Raw genomic sequence first — 14,477 nt, forward strand, 5'->3', positions numbered from 1 at the left:
CGCGGCATCCGGGGTATATGTTGTGAGCACCAACAAACCCGATGTGCACCCCGGTGCACGCGCGCGTCCATGCGAAGGAGCAGGAATGCCCACCCCCACCCGCGACGACAAGTTCTCGTTCGGTCTCTGGACCGTCGGCTACAACGGCACCGACCCCTTCGGCGGCCCCACCCGCAAGCCCCTCGACGTGGTCCACGTCGTCGAGAAGCTCGCCGAGCTCGGCGCCTACGGCTTGACCTTCCACGACGACGATCTGTTCGCGTTCGGCTCCACCGACGCCGAGCGTCAGACGCAGATCGACCGCCTCAAGGGTGCGATGACGGACACGGGCATCGTCACCCCGATGGTCACCACCAACCTCTTCTCGGCCCCCGTCTTCAAGGACGGCGGTTTCACCTCGAACGACCGCCAGGTGCGCCGCTTCGCGCTGCGCAAGGTGCTGCGCAACCTCGACCTCGCCGCCGAGCTCGGCGCGAAGACGTTCGTCATGTGGGGCGGCCGCGAGGGCGCCGAGTACGACTCCGCGAAAGACATCCGCCAGGCGCTGGAGCGCTACCGCGAGGCTGTCAACCTGCTCGGCGACTACGTCACCGACAAGGGCTACGACATCCGCTTCGCGATCGAGCCGAAGCCCAACGAGCCGCGCGGCGACATCCTGCTGCCGACCCTCGGTCACGCGATCGCGTTCATCGACTCGCTCGAGCGTCCCGAGCTCGTGGGCCTGAACCCCGAGGTCGGGCACGAGCAGATGGCGGGCCTGAACTTCGCCGCGGGCATCGCCCAGGCGCTGTACCACGGCAAGCTCTTCCACATCGACCTCAACGGTCAGCGCGGCATCAAGTACGACCAGGACCTCGTCTTCGGCCACGGCGACCTGCACAACGCCTTCGCCCTGGTCGACCTGCTCGAGAACGGCGGCCCCGGCGGCGTCCCCGCGTACGACGGCCCCCGTCACTTCGACTACAAGCCCTCGCGCACCGAGGACGAGACGGGCGTCTGGGACTCGGTCTCGGCCAACATGAACACCTACCTGCTGCTCAAGGAGCGCGCCGCGGCCTTCCGCGCCGACCCCGAGGTGCAGGAGGCGCTCGAGGCCGCCAAGGTGTTCGAGCTGTCGCAGCCGACGCTGAACGAGGGCGAGACCTACGACGACTTCCTCGCCGACCGCTCGGCCTACGAGGACTTCGACGCCGACGCGTACCTCGGCGGCAAGGGCTTCGGTTTCGTCCGTCTGCAGCAGCTCGCCACCGAGCACCTGCTCGGCGCGCGCTGAGCCTCGTAGGTCCGGATGCCGTGGCATCCGGGCCCTGGCTGGTCGCCGCCGGTGCGGGCGTCTCCCGCCCGTCGGCGCCGTGACCGGCCCGGCGTCGCGCTTCGCGGAGTGCCCAAAACACCCGGACGGTTCCCGAATCTCTCCGGGTGTCTTCGACGCTCAACCGTGGGGCCCGGGCCGGGGCCGGCACCGCACCCGTTGAGTGTCCAGAACACCCGGACGATCCTCGAATCTCTCCGGGTGTCTTGGACACTCGACCGTGGGGCCGGGGCCGGGGCCGGGGCCCGCACCGCACCGCACCTGTCGAGTGTCCAGGACACGCCGAGAGGGGAGACCCCGGGGCGGCGTTTCCCGGACACCTCGACATCTCCCGCCCCGGTATGGGCCGCCGCCTGCGGTCCCGTCCCGGGATCGGCCGCATCTCCCTCGAGTGTCCAAGACACCCGGACGCTCGCGAAAAGTCCCCGGGTGTTCTGGACACTCACCCGGCGTCGCCACCCCGCGCGGGCGGCATCCCACCGGTCGAGCGTCCACGACACGCCGCAACGGATGCGGCGGATACGGCGTTTCCTGGACACTCGACGCCAAGAGGGGGCACGCGCCCCCGACTCGCAGCAACAAGATCAGAAGGGCAGAGCATGGCGCTCGTCATGGGAGTCGATTCGTCGACGCAGTCGTGCAAGGTCGTCGTCGTCGACGCCGAGACCGGGCGCGTGGTGCGCGAGGGGCGCGCGTCGCACCCGGCCGGCACCTCCGTCGATCCGGAGGCGTGGTGGGTCGCGCTTCAGGATGCCATCGGGCAGGCGGGCGGCCTCGACGACATCGCGGCGGTCTCCATCGCCGGTCAGCAGCACGGCATGGTCGCGATCGACGCGGACGGCGCGGTGATCCGCGACGCGCTGCTGTGGAACGACACGCGTTCGGCCCAGGCCGCGCGCGACCTCATCGAGGAGGTCGGCGCCGCCGAGTACGCGGAGCGGACCGGGGCTGTCCCGGTCGCGTCCTTCACCGGCACGAAGCTGCGGTGGCTGCGCGACGCCGAGCCCGACAACGCCGCCCGGGTCGCCGCCGTCGCGCTCCCGCACGACTGGCTCACCTGGCGTCTGCGCGGCTTCGGACCCGGCAACGCCGTACTCGAGGAGCTCGTCACCGACCGTTCCGATGCCTCGGGGACCGCGTACTGGGGCGCCGACGGCTACGACCTCGACCTGTTCCGCCGCGCCCTCGGACACGACGCGGTGCTGCCGCGCGTGCTCGGCCCGTGGGAGAGCGCCGGCGCGCTGCCGGGGGGAGCGCTGGTGGGCCCGGGCGCGGGCGACAACGCCGGCGCGGCTCTCGGACTCGGCGCAGGCGTGGGCGACGTCGTCGTGTCGCTGGGCACCTCGGGCACCGTGTTCGCGGTAGCCGATGCGCCCACCCGTGACACCACGGGCACCGTCGCCGGATTCGCGGATGCCACGGGCCGGTTCCTCCCGCTCGTGGCGACGCTCAACGCGGCCCGGGTCCTCGACGCCCTGGCGAATCTGCTCGGGGTGTCCCACGACGACCTCGGCGCGCTGGCGCTAGAGGCGGGGCCGGGGGCGGGCGGCGTCGTCCTCGTGCCGTGGTTCGAGGGGGAGCGCACACCGAACCTGCCCGACGCCACGGCTTCGCTGAGCGGCCTGACGCTGGCATCCACGAACCGTCCCAACCTCGCGCGCGCGGCGATCGAGGGGATGCTGAGCGGCCTCGCGGTGGGGCTGGAGGCCATCCAGGAGCAGGGCGTGGAGGTGCACCGGATCCTGCTGATCGGCGGTGCGGCGGCGAACGAGGGCGTGGCGCGCATCGCGGCGCAGGTGTTCGACGCCGAGATCGTGGTGCCGGCGGCGGGGGAATATGTGGCGCTCGGGGCCGCGCGCCAGGCGGCGGGTGTGCTCGCCGGCGGTCCGGTGGAGTGGACCGTCGCCACGACGCGCGCCGTCGAGTCCGACCACCGCCCGGAAATCCGTAGAAATTACGATGCCATCGCCGCGCGGCGTGCGACAGAGTAGGACCGGGCCCGTCGGCGCTTTGTAAGGGGGGCGTCGGCGGGCTCTTCGCGGGAGCGATCCCACGTCCCAGATGTCAACGGCCTGGCCGTTCCGTCGGCTGGTTCGTAGCGTCGCGCCATGGTCAAAATCCGCCTCGACGCCCCCTCGCTCCAGCGCGACCTCGACGTGGACGATCCCGCCGAGCTCCTCGAGGCGGAGGGGCTGACGTGGGTGCGTGACGGCGAGGCGGACGGCCTCCCGCGCTACGTTCCCGCCGCTTCCGGGTGAACCGGCGTCGCACGGGTTTCCGCGCGGCCAGGTGGGTCAGCGTCGCAGGGGCTTGCGTGCGGCCGGGGAGCCCCGCGCGGCAGGGTGGCGCAGTGCCGCACGGCTCTCCCCGCAGTGCCGCACGGTGTTTCCGCACCGCAGGGCGGCGCGAGTACCGCACGGGGCCTCCGCTCGGCGCCGGGCCCCTGCTGGCCTGTCCGCCGCGGCATCCGCTCCTCCGCCTCCGAGCGCGTCGATCGCGGCATCCGGAGCTCCGCTGCGCGCGGCTGCACCTCGACGTACGACGGCTGCCGCGCCGCCCGAACCCAGGCGTACGCGCGTGCCCCGGGGAGCGCATGTCGCACGGCGTCGAAGCGCAGACCCCGGTCGTCCTGGTCGAGGTCGAGCCGTAGCTCGACCCGGGCGAACGGATGCCACGGCCCCCGCGCCGTGGCGTGCGCGAGGATGAGCGTCCACGAGGTGTCGTCCGCGGGATCGAGCTCGCGCGGATCGGTCGCCGGAGGCCGACCGTGATGCGTGCGCGCCGCGAGGAGGACCGGACCGCGCGGCCCCCGATACGGGAACAGGGCGCCGAGCGTCGCGCGCTCCGCCCGTCGATGCAGGAGCAGGGCGAAGCGGGCGGGGAAACTCCGGCCCGTCGAAGCGAGCTCGAGGTCGACCGGCCGCCCGCCCGTCTCCGTCCGCAGAGCCAGCCCGATCACGTCGGGCAGCGGAGCGGGAAGCCCCACCGACCGCGAGACGCGGGCCACGACGGGCACCGGGTGCCCGGGCGAACGGTCGATCCACGCGATGCCCGAGCTCTCGGCATCCGGTATCCACGCGATCGTGCCGCTGAGCACGACACCGCGGCTGTGGATCGGACGCGGCGGACGCAGGCGCTGCCCCACCGCGAAGACCCGGGCCAGAGCGGTCCCGATCAGGCGCGCGATCGGCGCTCGCGGAAGAGGGGGGATGCCGGTGCCCGAGGTCATGCCCACATGGCACCCCGGGCGGGGCTCGATCGCCGAGGGGGTTGCGCGCGCGTCCACGCACCCCGACCCGACGTCGCGCGCTCCGCGCGGCGCTACTGTGAGGGACCATGAGCGAGGTGGCGGGCAAACGCATCGGCGTGCGCGAGGTCGCGGCCGCCGCAGGTGTGTCCACGCAGACCGTCTCGCGCGTGTTGAACGGCTACGCCGGCATCCGCGAGAGCACGCGCGAACGCGTTCTCGCCGCGGTCACCGACCTCGACTACCGCGTGAACAACGCCGCGCGGGCGCTCGGCACGAGCCTGACGCGCACGGTGGGGGTCGTGGCATCCGATGCCGTCCTGCACGGGCCCTCGGCGGGGATCGCCGCTCTCGAGCGGGCGGCGCGGACGCGCGGGCGGTGGATCTCGACCGCCTACACGGACTCGGACGACCCGGCCGACATCGACGCCGCGGTGCGGCACCTGCTCGATCAGGGCGTCGACGGGATCGTGCTGGTCGCGGCGCACGGGGCTGCTCCTCTCGAGGGGTACGACGTGCCGATCGTGCCGTTGTACGGCGAATCCGGGATCCGCCAGCGCGATGCGGCCGCCCTCGTCGTGGATCATCTCGCGGACCTCGGACATCGCTCGATCGTCGAGCTCGCGGGGCCCTCCGACTGGCGCGAGGCCCTCGCCCGCACCGCCGGCGTCGCCGACGCCGTGACCCGTCGAGGACTCGACCTCGTCGATCGCGTCGAGGGGGACTGGAGCGCCGCCTCGGGATCCGCCGTCGCCGACGCGGTCGCCGCGCGCATCGCCGCGGGGGCCACGGCCGTCGCCGTCGCCAACGATCAGATGGCCCTCGGGCTGATCGCCGGCCTCGCCGTCCGGGGCGTGGAGGTGCCCGCCGACGCGTCGGTCACCGGGTTCGATGACAACCCGGATGCCGCGTTCTACACGCCCGCGCTCACGACGGTGCGACTGGACGTCGAGGGCGAGGCGGAGTACGCAGTGGCCGCGGTGCTCGGCGACGCCGCCGACGTGCCCGCGGCGCCGGTGCTGGTCGTCCGCGAATCGACGGCCGCGCCGGCCTGAGGTCGCCCCGGTCGGTGCCGCCTGCGGCTCAGCGCCCGGCGCGGGTCGGCGGCGCGCACGCCGCTGGATGCCGAGATCACACGATCCGCACGAGGCCACACGATGCTGCGGCACCGGAGCGTGTCGTCTCGTGCGGATCGTGTGAGCCCGGCGCCCGCCGCCCGGCGCCCGCCCCGGCGCCCAGGCCGCGCCCGCCCAACCCGCCGCCGAACCGCCCCTCGCGGAACCGGGATGTTACCGGTAACATTACGACCCGAGGGCGCCGCGCCCCACCACCCGAACCACCGTCGAAGGAGACACGCGTGTCCGATGCCGCCACGTTCACGCCCGAGGTGCAGGAGGCGATCGACGCCGTCCGCGCCGACGTCGCGAAGCTGCACGCCGAGCTCGTGCGCTACAACCTCATCGTCTGGACCGGCGGCAACGTCTCCGGCCGCGTGCCCGGCGCCGATCTCTTCGTCATCAAGCCGTCCGGCGTCTCGTACGACGACCTGGCGCCCGAGAACATGATCCTCTGCGACCTCGACGGCAACGCCATCCCCGGCACCCCCGGGTCCGAGCGGAGCCCCTCGAGCGACACCGCGGCCCACGCCTACGTGTACCGCAACATGCCCGAGGTGGGCGGTGTCGTGCACACCCACTCGACCTACGGCGTCGCGTGGGCTGCCCGGGGAGAAGAGATCCCCTGCGTCATCACCGCGATGGCCGACGAGTTCGGCGGCCCCATCCCGGTCGGCCCCTTCGCGATCATCGGCGACGACTCGATCGGCCGCGGCATCGTCGAGACCCTGCGCGGCCACCGCTCGCGCGGCGTCATCATGCAGAACCACGGTCCCTTCACGATCGGCGCGAGCGCGAAGGACGCCGTGAAGGCCGCCGTCATGCTCGAGGACGTGGCCCGCACCGTGCACATCGCGCGCGAGGCCGGCCCGCTCATCCCGATCCCGCAGGACAAGATCGACGCCCTCTACAACCGCTACCAGAACGTCTACGGACAGAGCACGGACGACCGCCGATGAACGCCCACATCACCGAAGGCCGCGCGAGCCTCGGCATCGAGCTCGGCTCGACCCGCATCAAGGCTTGCCTCATCGGTCCCGACGCCGAGGTGCTCGCGGTCGGCTCCCACGAGTGGGAGAACGTCTACGCCGACAAGCTCTGGACCTACTCCCTGGATGCCGTGTGGTCGGGCCTGCAGGCCGCCTATGCCGAGCTGGTCGCGAATGTCGAGAAGACCCATGGCGTCACCCCCGAGCGCTACGCCGCGATGGGCGTCTCGGCGATGATGCACGGCTACCTCGCGTTCGACGCCGAGGGTGAGCTGCTCGCCCCCTTCCGCACGTGGCGCAACACGAACACCGGTGTCGCCGCGGCCGAGCTCACCGAGCTGCTGGGCGTGAACATCCCGTTGCGCTGGTCGATCGCGCACCTGCACCAGGCCGTCGTCGACGCCGAGCCGCACGTGCCCGAGATCCGCTTCCTCACCACCCTCGCGGGCTACGTGCACTGGAAGCTGACGGGCGAGAAGGTGCTCGGCGTGGGGGACGCCTCGGGCATGTTCCCCATCGACTCCGCCACCCGCGACTACGACGCCGAACTCGTCGCCCGGTACGACGCGCTCGCCGCCGGCCGCGTCCCCGCGCTGAAGGACCTCCTCCCGCAGTCGCTCGTCGCCGGCACCTCCGCCGGGAACCTGACCGCCGAGGGGGCTCAGCTGCTCGACCCGAGTGGAACACTGCGTCCCGGCATCCCCTTCGCTCCTCCCGAGGGCGACGCGGGCACCGGCATGGTCGCGACCTGCGCCGTCGCGCCCCGCACCGGAAACGTCAGCGCCGGTACGAGCATCTTCGCGATGGTCGTGCTCGAGCGTCCGCTCAGCCAGGTGCACCACGAGCTCGACCTCGTCACGACGCCCTCGGGCGACGCGGTCGCGATGGTGCACTGCAACAACGGCGCGAGCGAGCTGGCCGCGTGGGCGAACATGTTCACCGCGTTCGCCGCCGCCGCCGGATCGCCGGTGACCCCGGATGCCACCTACGCGGCGCTCTTCTCCGCCGCGCTCGGGGGGGAAGCCGACGCCGGAGGGCTGCTCGCCTACAACCACCTCGCCGGGGAGCCCATCGCGGGCCTCGACGAGGGCCGCCCGCTCGTCGTGCGCACGCCGGACAGTCGCCTGACGTTGCCGAACTTCATGCGCGCGCAGCTCTACGGCGTCTTCGGCACGCTCGCTCTCGGCATGGACGTGCTCCACAGCGAGGGCGTGCAGCTCGACAAGATGTACGCGCACGGCGGCATGTTCCGCACGGCCGGGGTCGCCCAGCGCTTCCTCGCGGCGGCGCTCGACGCGCCCGTCGCGGTCGCCGAGACGGCGTCCGAGGGCGGCGCGTGGGGCATCGCGGTGCTCGCAGCGTACGTCGCCGACGGCCAGGGCCGTGACCTCGACACGTACCTGCGCGAGGCGATCTTCGCCGATGCGCCGATCGTGACCGCCGACCCCGACCCGGCCGACGTCGCCGGGTTCTCGACCTACCTCGACCGTTACCGCGCGGGCCTCGCCGTCGAGGCCGCCGCCGTGGCATCCCTCTGAGAACGACAGGAAAGAACATGACTCGCACTCCCCTCAAGAACGACCTCGACGGCTACGAGGTCTGGTTCGTCACCGGCAGCCAGAACCTCTACGGCGAAGAGACACTGAAGCAGGTCGCCGAGCAGTCGCAGGCCGTCGTCGAGGGCCTGAACGGCCTGCCCGTGAAGGTCGTCTGGAAGCCCGTGCTGAAGGACTCCGACAGCATCCGCCGCATGGCGCTCGAGATCAACGGCCGCGACGACGTCATCGGCGTGATCGCGTGGATGCACACCTTCAGCCCCGCGAAGATGTGGATCGCAGGGCTCGACGCCCTGCAGAAGCCGCTGCTGCACCTGCACACGCAGGCCAACGTCGAGCTGCCGTGGAACGACATCGACTTCGACTTCATGAACCTCAACCAGGCCGCCCACGGCGATCGCGAGTTCGGGTACATCCAGACGCGTCTCGGCGTCTCGCGCAAGACGGTCGTCGGCCACGTGTCGAACCCGGCCGTGCGTCAGCAGATCGAGGACTGGGAGCGCGCCGCCGCCGGCTGGACCGCCGCCCGCACGCTCAAGCTCGCCCGCTTCGGTGACAACATGCGCTTCGTCGCCGTCACCGAGGGCGACAAGACCGAGGCCGAGCTGCGTTTCGGCGTGCAGGTCAACACGTGGGGCGTCAACGAGCTCGTCGAGGCCGTCGAGCAGGCATCGGATGCCGATGTCGACGCGCTCGTGCAGGAGTACGTCGACAGCTACGACGTCGTCGACGAGCTGCTTCCGGGCGGCGCGCGCCACCAGTCGCTGCGCGACGGCGCGGCGATCGAGCTGGGTTTGCGCTCCTTCCTCGAGGAGGGCGGCTTCGGTGCCTTCACCACCTCGTTCGAAGACCTCGGCGCGCTCAAGCAGCTGCCCGGTCTCGCGGTGCAGCGCCTCATGGCCGAGGGCTACGGCTTCGGCGCCGAGGGCGACTGGAAGACGGCGATCCTCGTGCGCGTCGCGAACGTCATGGGCGCGGGCCTGCCCGGCGGCGCCTCGCTCATGGAGGACTACACCTACGACCTCGTCCCCGGCTCGGAGCGGATCCTCGGCGCCCACATGCTCGAGGTCTCGCCCTCGCTCACGACGAAGAAGCCGCGCCTCGAGATCCACGAGCTGGGCATCGGCGGCAAGGACGACCCGGTGCGCCTGGTCTTCACCGCCGACGCCGGTCCCGCCCTCGTCGTCGCGATGAGTGACATGCGCGACCGCTTCCGCCTGGTGGCCAACGTCGTCGAGAACGTCGACGCCCCCGATCTGCCGAAGCTCCCCGTGGGCCGCGCCGTGTGGAAGCCCGCCCCCGACTTCGCGACCTCGGCCGGCTGCTGGCTCGCCGCGGGTGCCGCCCACCACACCGTCATGACGACGGCCGTGGGCATCGAGGTGTTCCGCGACTTCGCGGAGATCGCCAAGACCGAGCTCGTCGTCATCGACGACGACACCACGGTCCGCGGTTTCCAGAGCGAATTGCGCTGGAACCAGGCGTACTACCGCCTGGCCCAGGGCCTGTAAGACCCGTCACCCCGGGCGCCGCACTGCCCCGGGGTGACGCGGCACTCGCGTGTCCTGTTCGCTCGGGACGCGCGCCGGGCCGCCGGATCTCCGGCGCTCGGATCGTGCCCCGACCCCGGCAGCGGTGGGCTGTTTCGGGTCGGGGCACTCTTCGTTCCCGCCGGGGTCTCGGGCGGCGGGGCCTGTGTCCCGCCTTCCGCGGGGCGTGTCCCAGATTGTGCGGTTCGCGGGTGCTCAGCCCGCACTTTTCGGGACACGAATGCCGCGGCATCCGGTGTTGTGTCCCCGTCCCGCTTTCGGTGGGTGCGTGTCCCAGATTGTGCGGTTCGCGGGTGCTCAGCCCGCACCTTTTGGGACATGGATGGCGCGGCATCCGGTGCTGTGTCCTTGTCCCACTTTCGACGGGGGCGTGTCCCAAGTTGTGCTGCATGAGGGGTGCTCAGCCCGCACCTTCTGGGACATGGATGCCGTGGCATCCGGTGCTGTGTCCATGTCCCACTTCCGGCAGGGGTGTGTCCCAGAATGCGCGGTTCCCAGGGTGATGAGTCAACGGCAGCGCCCACCCCGAACGGCAGAACGCGCCCGGGCAGGACTACAGGCGCTGCCCCAGCGCCCACAGGCGGTCGGCGCGACCAGAGATCGCCTCCGACAGCGCGAACGCCTGCGAATCGGTGAGGGATGCCACGTAGTCGACGATTCCGCGGGAGCGCGCGAGCGTCTCGACCTCGGCATCCGAGGGGCGACGCTCGGCGGGGAGGGTCGCGTACTGCTCCCGCGCCAGCGCGATGAGCTCGCGCAAGCGGCGGGGCGTGCGGGCGCGGTCGAGGTCGTCGTCGAGCCACTCGCCGAGTGCGCGCACCGAGCGCGCGAGGATCCGGCTCATGCCGCGCTGCTGGATCGCCAGGTCGGGGCGGCTCAGCACGAAGCGCTTGTGCACGAACTTCAGCACCTCGACGTGGTGCCAGGCCCACGGCGAGAGCACGACGGGACCGGCGCGGGGCGTGTCCAGGGGGCGCAGCTGCGCCGACTCCTGAAACCGGCGGATCCAGCGATCGGTGAAGGCTGCGAGCCGGCGCTCGGCGGTCAGCGACCCGTCGAACGGGCGCGCGAGCAGATCGGTGACCATCTCGGCATCCACGTCGCTGACGGCGGCGAGGAAGGCTTCGTCGTCGGCGATCCACGGGTCGTCGCGGCGCATCTTGCGGCGCAGGCGCTCGAGTCCCGCTCCGGGCTGCAGTTCGGCGCGCACCTCGGCGTCGTCGCGCTCGCGCCACTCGAGCACGTCGTCGAGCCAGCCGCGGAACTCCGCCGCGATCGGCGCGTGGTCGAGGATCCCCGCGCGGTAGAAGTCGTCGACGTCGTGCACCGAGTAGGCGATGTCGTCGGCCAGATCCATCACAGCGCCCTCGATGCTCTGGCGCAGGGGCTCGGCATCCACCCCCGTCCGGGCCTGGGTCAGATCGTCGAGATCGATGTCGTACGCCGAGTACTTGTGCACGCGGTAGGCGCCGTCGGGGGAGCGACGGATGCCGCGCGGCGGGCCGGTCCGCTCCACGTCGGCCGCCTCGACCGACGGAGCCCACGGGTACTTCGCCGAGGCCGCGCGCACCGCGGCGGTGAGGTTGAGTCCGCGGGGGGCGTTCTCGATCACGTCGAGGGCCGTGAGGATGCGGTAGGTCTGCGCGTTGCCCTCGAAGCCGTCGGGCAGGCCCAGCTCGGTGCGCGCGAGGCGGTCGAGGGTGGCTTCGCCGAGGTGTCCGAAGGGCGGGTGGCCGAGGTCGTGGGCGTAGGCCGCGGCCTCGACGACCGTGGCGTTGCACACGTCGCCCTCTCCGGCCTGGCGCGAGCGGGTGTTGAGCTGCAGGGCGACGACCCGGGCGATAGCGCTGACCTTGAGCGTGTGGGTGAGGCGGTTGTGCACCGGCGCCCCGCCGATCGACGGCGACACCACCTGCGTCACGGCCGACAGCCGCGAGAAGTACGGCGAGAACTGGATGCGCTCGAGATCGATCGACCACGGGTCGGCGCGGGCGTCGTCGTGGTCGGGGTGGATCCGGGATGCCGCGTTGCCGACGACGTCGCCGATGGCGGGCCGCGACGCCTCGGCGGCGGCGGCCGAGCGCGCGTCGGTGGCCGGGGGAGCGGTCTCGTCGTGCAGGGTCATCGGGTCCTTCCGCGGCGTCGATGGCGTGGGTCCACGCTAACGCGGGTTGCGGCCGGCGTTCACCGGGCGCCCCTCGGCCCCGCCCGAATGCCCCGGACCTGCCGAACGCGCCGCGCGGTTCCCCGCCCGAGTGTCCACGACACGCCGCACGCCCCCCGGGAGGCGGCGTGTCCTGGACACTCGACAGGGGTGGGCGTCAGCCCCGCCGCACCTCGACCTCGACGATCCGCGCGTCCTCGACCCCCAGCTCGTACGTCGGCCCGACGATCCGCAGCGCCACCGCCTCGTCGATCTCGGCGCACGAGGGCCCGAGGCGCAGCTCGACCTCGCCCGGCTCGACGACCCGCCGCATCGCCCGATCGCTGTAGGCCAGGCGCGAGGCCGGCACGGTGAATCGCACCTCGGCGCTCTCGCCGGGCGCGAGCTCGACCCGCGCGTACGCCACGAGCTGCGCAACCGGGCGGGTCACGCTGGCCACCGCGCGGTGCGCGTACACCTGCACGACGTCCGCCCCGTGCCGGTCTCCGGTGTTCGTCACGCGCGCCGATACGGTGAACGCGTCGCCGGCACGCACCTCGGCAGAAGCTCCGGATGCCGGCCCGCCGGCGCCCCGCTCGGCGCTCAGGCCGACGCCCTCGACGGGTGCCGCTCCGGGCGCCGCGACCCCGTCCACCCGCAGGTCCCCGCGTTCGAACGTCGTGTACGACAGCCCGAACCCGAACGGCCGCACGGGCGTCGGGTCGGTGCTCGTCACGCCCGACGGCCCGCCGAGGATCGGGTGCAGGTACGAGTACGGTTGCGCGCCGGCGGAGCGGGGGAGCGAGACGGGGAGGCGCCCCGAGGGCGTGGCATCCCCTGCCAGGAGAGCGGCCAGCGCGGGCGCGCCCTCTTCGCCCGGGAAGAAGGCCTGCAGCACCGCGGCGGGACCGCCCGCGGTGTCGAGCGCCCAGTCGAGGGCGTAGGGGCGCCCGGACAGCAGCACGAGCACGACGGGGGTCCCCGTCGCCACGACCGCCTCGACGAGCTGGCGCTGCACGCCCGGCAGATCGAGGGAGTCGGCGTCGTTGCCCTCGCCGACGGTGCCGCGACCGAAGAGCCCGGCGCGGTCGCCGACGACGACGATCGCGACGTCGGCATCCTGGGCGGCGGCGACGGCGTCCGCGAAGCCGGAGGTGTCGTGGCCTTCGACCGCACAGCCGCGCGCGTACGCGACCTCGCCGAAGCGTTCCGTCAGTGCCTCCCGCACCGTCGGCAGCGAGAACCCGAGGGGAACGCCGGGGTGGTGCGCGAGCACGTGGTTCGCGAAGGAGTAGCAGCCCATCAGCGCCTCGCCGCTGTCGGCGTTCGGACCGACCACCGCGATGCGTCCCGGCGCGCGCAGCGGCAGCACCCCGTCGTTGCGCAGCAGCACCGCGCTCTCGAGAGCGAGACGGCGGGCGAGCGCCCGGTGCTCCGTGTCGTCGAGGTCGACCGCGGTCGGGGCGTCGGAGAAGTCGGCATCCAGGAGCCCGAGATCCTCCTTCTCCGCGAGCACCCGCGCGACGGCACGGTCGACGACGGCTTCGGGGAGGGCACCGGATGCCACCCGCTCGGCCAGGTGCGGATACGCGTCGGGCCCGGGCAGCTCCACGTCGATCCCGGCCTCGAGGGCGAGCTGCGCGGCCTCGCCGCGGTCGGCGGCGATTCCGTGCATCGAGCGGAGGAACTCGACGGCGAAGTAGTCGGAGACGACCGTGCCGTCGAAGCCCCAGCGTCGACGCAGCAGGTCGGTCAGCAGCTCGGAGTTCGAGGCCACCGGCACGCCGTCGATCTCGGTGTACGAGTTCATGACGCTCCGCACCCCGCCGTCGCGCACGGCCATCTCGAACGGGGGCAGGAACACGTCCTGCAGCTCGCGCCGACCGGCCGACACAGGGGCGTGGTTGCGCCCGGCGCGCGAGGCGGAGTACCCCACGAAGTGCTTGAGGGTGGCGTGCACGCCGGCGTCCTGCAGTCCGCGGACGTAGGCCGTGCCGATGGTCCCGACGACGTAGGGGTCTTCGGCGATGCACTCGTCGACGCGCCCCCAACGGGCGTCGCGCACGACGTCGAGCACCGGCGCGAGCCCCTGGTGTACACCGAGGTCGCGCATGGAGCGGCCGATGGCGGATGCCATGAGCTCCACGGCATCCGGATCGAAGGAGGCGCCCCAGGCGAGCGGCGTCGGGAAGGTCGCCGCCTGCCAGGCCGCGAACCCCGTCAGGCACTCCTCGTGCACGAGGGCGGGGATGCCCAGGCGCGTCTCGTTCTGCAGACGTCGTTGCTCGCCCCACAGCCACTCGGCGCGCTCGATCGGGTCGACCGGCCGGGTGCCGTACACGCGCGTGAGGTGGCCGAGGCCGTGGACGGTGGCATCCGTGTAGGCGGTCGAGGTGACCTTCTCGCCCGAGAGGGGAGCGACGACCTCGTCGCCCTGGTCGACCCAGTAGCCGACGAGCTGCGCGAGCTTCTCGTCGAGGGTCATCTCGGCGACGAGCGCCTGGACGCGGGGCGAGAAGCCGGGCGTCAGGGCAGCACCGACGTCGGTGTTGTGGATGGTCATGG

Annotated in this window: 10 protein-coding genes; 7 read left to right on the forward strand and 3 right to left on the reverse strand. The window is 72.4% G+C overall.

All coding sequences use genetic code 11. The features are described from left to right. The first annotated feature begins 85 nt into the window (after positions 1 to 85). The 3 genes from xylA to Q9R20_RS09090 all read left to right on the forward strand — a co-directional run bounded on the left by xylA (position 86) and on the right by Q9R20_RS09090 (position 3,570). Positions 86 to 1,273: a xylose isomerase gene (gene xylA / locus Q9R20_RS09080; protein WP_311249044.1), complete on the forward strand. Its 1,188-nt coding sequence runs from the start codon at positions 86 to 88 to the stop codon at positions 1,271 to 1,273. 638 nt (positions 1,274 to 1,911) lie between these two features. Beyond that, positions 1,912 to 3,303: a xylulokinase gene (xylB, locus tag Q9R20_RS09085; RefSeq protein WP_311249045.1), complete on the forward strand. Its 1,392-nt coding sequence runs from the start codon at positions 1,912 to 1,914 to the stop codon at positions 3,301 to 3,303. 117 nt (positions 3,304 to 3,420) lie between these two features. Next, complete coding sequence (locus tag Q9R20_RS09090; RefSeq protein WP_311249046.1) at positions 3,421 to 3,570, forward strand: hypothetical protein; 150 nt, start codon at positions 3,421 to 3,423, stop codon at positions 3,568 to 3,570. Here the strand turns inward: Q9R20_RS09090 and Q9R20_RS09095 are convergent. Continuing rightward, on the reverse strand, positions 3,546 to 4,541 hold the full coding sequence (locus Q9R20_RS09095; RefSeq protein WP_311249047.1) for a hypothetical protein: 996 nt from the start codon (positions 4,539 to 4,541) through the stop codon (positions 3,546 to 3,548). The two genes, Q9R20_RS09090 and Q9R20_RS09095, sit on opposite strands and share 25 nt — an antisense overlap. A 107-nt stretch (positions 4,542 to 4,648) precedes the next feature. On the opposite strand from Q9R20_RS09095, the gene Q9R20_RS09100 reads away from it, so the two are divergent. The 4 genes from Q9R20_RS09100 to araA all read left to right on the forward strand — a co-directional run bounded on the left by Q9R20_RS09100 (position 4,649) and on the right by araA (position 9,730). Then, entirely contained in the window at positions 4,649 to 5,614 is a 966-nt protein-coding gene (locus tag Q9R20_RS09100; RefSeq protein ID WP_311249048.1) for a LacI family DNA-binding transcriptional regulator, read from the forward strand. A 302-nt stretch (positions 5,615 to 5,916) separates the two neighbouring features. Then, complete coding sequence (locus Q9R20_RS09105) at positions 5,917 to 6,633, forward strand: L-ribulose-5-phosphate 4-epimerase (RefSeq protein ID WP_311249049.1); 717 nt, start codon at positions 5,917 to 5,919, stop codon at positions 6,631 to 6,633. Further along, the gene (locus Q9R20_RS09110; RefSeq protein ID WP_311249050.1) at positions 6,630 to 8,201 is read left to right on the forward strand and encodes an FGGY-family carbohydrate kinase; all 1,572 of its coding nucleotides are present in this window, start codon (positions 6,630 to 6,632) and stop codon (positions 8,199 to 8,201) included. Before Q9R20_RS09105 ends, Q9R20_RS09110 begins: the two co-directional genes overlap by 4 nt. A 17-nt stretch (positions 8,202 to 8,218) precedes the next feature. Beyond that, positions 8,219 to 9,730, forward strand: coding sequence for an L-arabinose isomerase (gene araA, locus Q9R20_RS09115; protein WP_311249051.1), 1,512 nt, complete (start codon positions 8,219 to 8,221; stop codon positions 9,728 to 9,730). Positions 9,731 to 10,322: 592 nt separating this feature from the next. On the opposite strand, the gene Q9R20_RS09120 is transcribed toward araA, so the two are convergent. Next, positions 10,323 to 11,894: a dGTP triphosphohydrolase gene (locus tag Q9R20_RS09120; protein WP_311249052.1), complete on the reverse strand. Its 1,572-nt coding sequence runs from the start codon at positions 11,892 to 11,894 to the stop codon at positions 10,323 to 10,325. 196 nt (positions 11,895 to 12,090) lie between these two features. Next, on the reverse strand, positions 12,091 to 14,475 hold the full coding sequence (locus Q9R20_RS09125; RefSeq protein WP_311249053.1) for a glycoside hydrolase family 3 N-terminal domain-containing protein: 2,385 nt from the start codon (positions 14,473 to 14,475) through the stop codon (positions 12,091 to 12,093). Positions 14,476 to 14,477: the final 2 nt, after the last annotated feature.

Origin of the sequence: Microbacterium sp. PRF11, from assembly GCF_031844085.1 — a bacterium.
Classification (GTDB): Bacteria; Actinomycetota; Actinomycetes; order Actinomycetales; family Microbacteriaceae; genus Microbacterium.

Bases quoted from the DNA above. Each gene is read 5' to 3' on its own strand.
- xylA (WP_311249044.1), top strand. From the start codon at position 86: ATGCCCACCCCCACCCGCGACGACAAGTTCTCGTTCGGTCTCTGGACC.
- xylB (WP_311249045.1), top strand. From the start codon at position 1,912: ATGGCGCTCGTCATGGGAGTCGATTCGTCGACGCAGTCGTGCAAGGTC.
- Q9R20_RS09090 (WP_311249046.1), top strand. From the start codon at position 3,421: ATGGTCAAAATCCGCCTCGACGCCCCCTCGCTCCAGCGCGACCTCGAC.
- Q9R20_RS09095 (WP_311249047.1), bottom strand. From the start codon at position 4,541: ATGACCTCGGGCACCGGCATCCCCCCTCTTCCGCGAGCGCCGATCGCG.
- Q9R20_RS09100 (WP_311249048.1), top strand. From the start codon at position 4,649: ATGAGCGAGGTGGCGGGCAAACGCATCGGCGTGCGCGAGGTCGCGGCC.
- Q9R20_RS09110 (WP_311249050.1), top strand. From the start codon at position 6,630: ATGAACGCCCACATCACCGAAGGCCGCGCGAGCCTCGGCATCGAGCTC.
- araA (WP_311249051.1), top strand. From the start codon at position 8,219: ATGACTCGCACTCCCCTCAAGAACGACCTCGACGGCTACGAGGTCTGG.
- Q9R20_RS09120 (WP_311249052.1), bottom strand. From the start codon at position 11,894: ATGACCCTGCACGACGAGACCGCTCCCCCGGCCACCGACGCGCGCTCG.
- Q9R20_RS09125 (WP_311249053.1), bottom strand. From the start codon at position 14,475: ATGACCATCCACAACACCGACGTCGGTGCTGCCCTGACGCCCGGCTTC.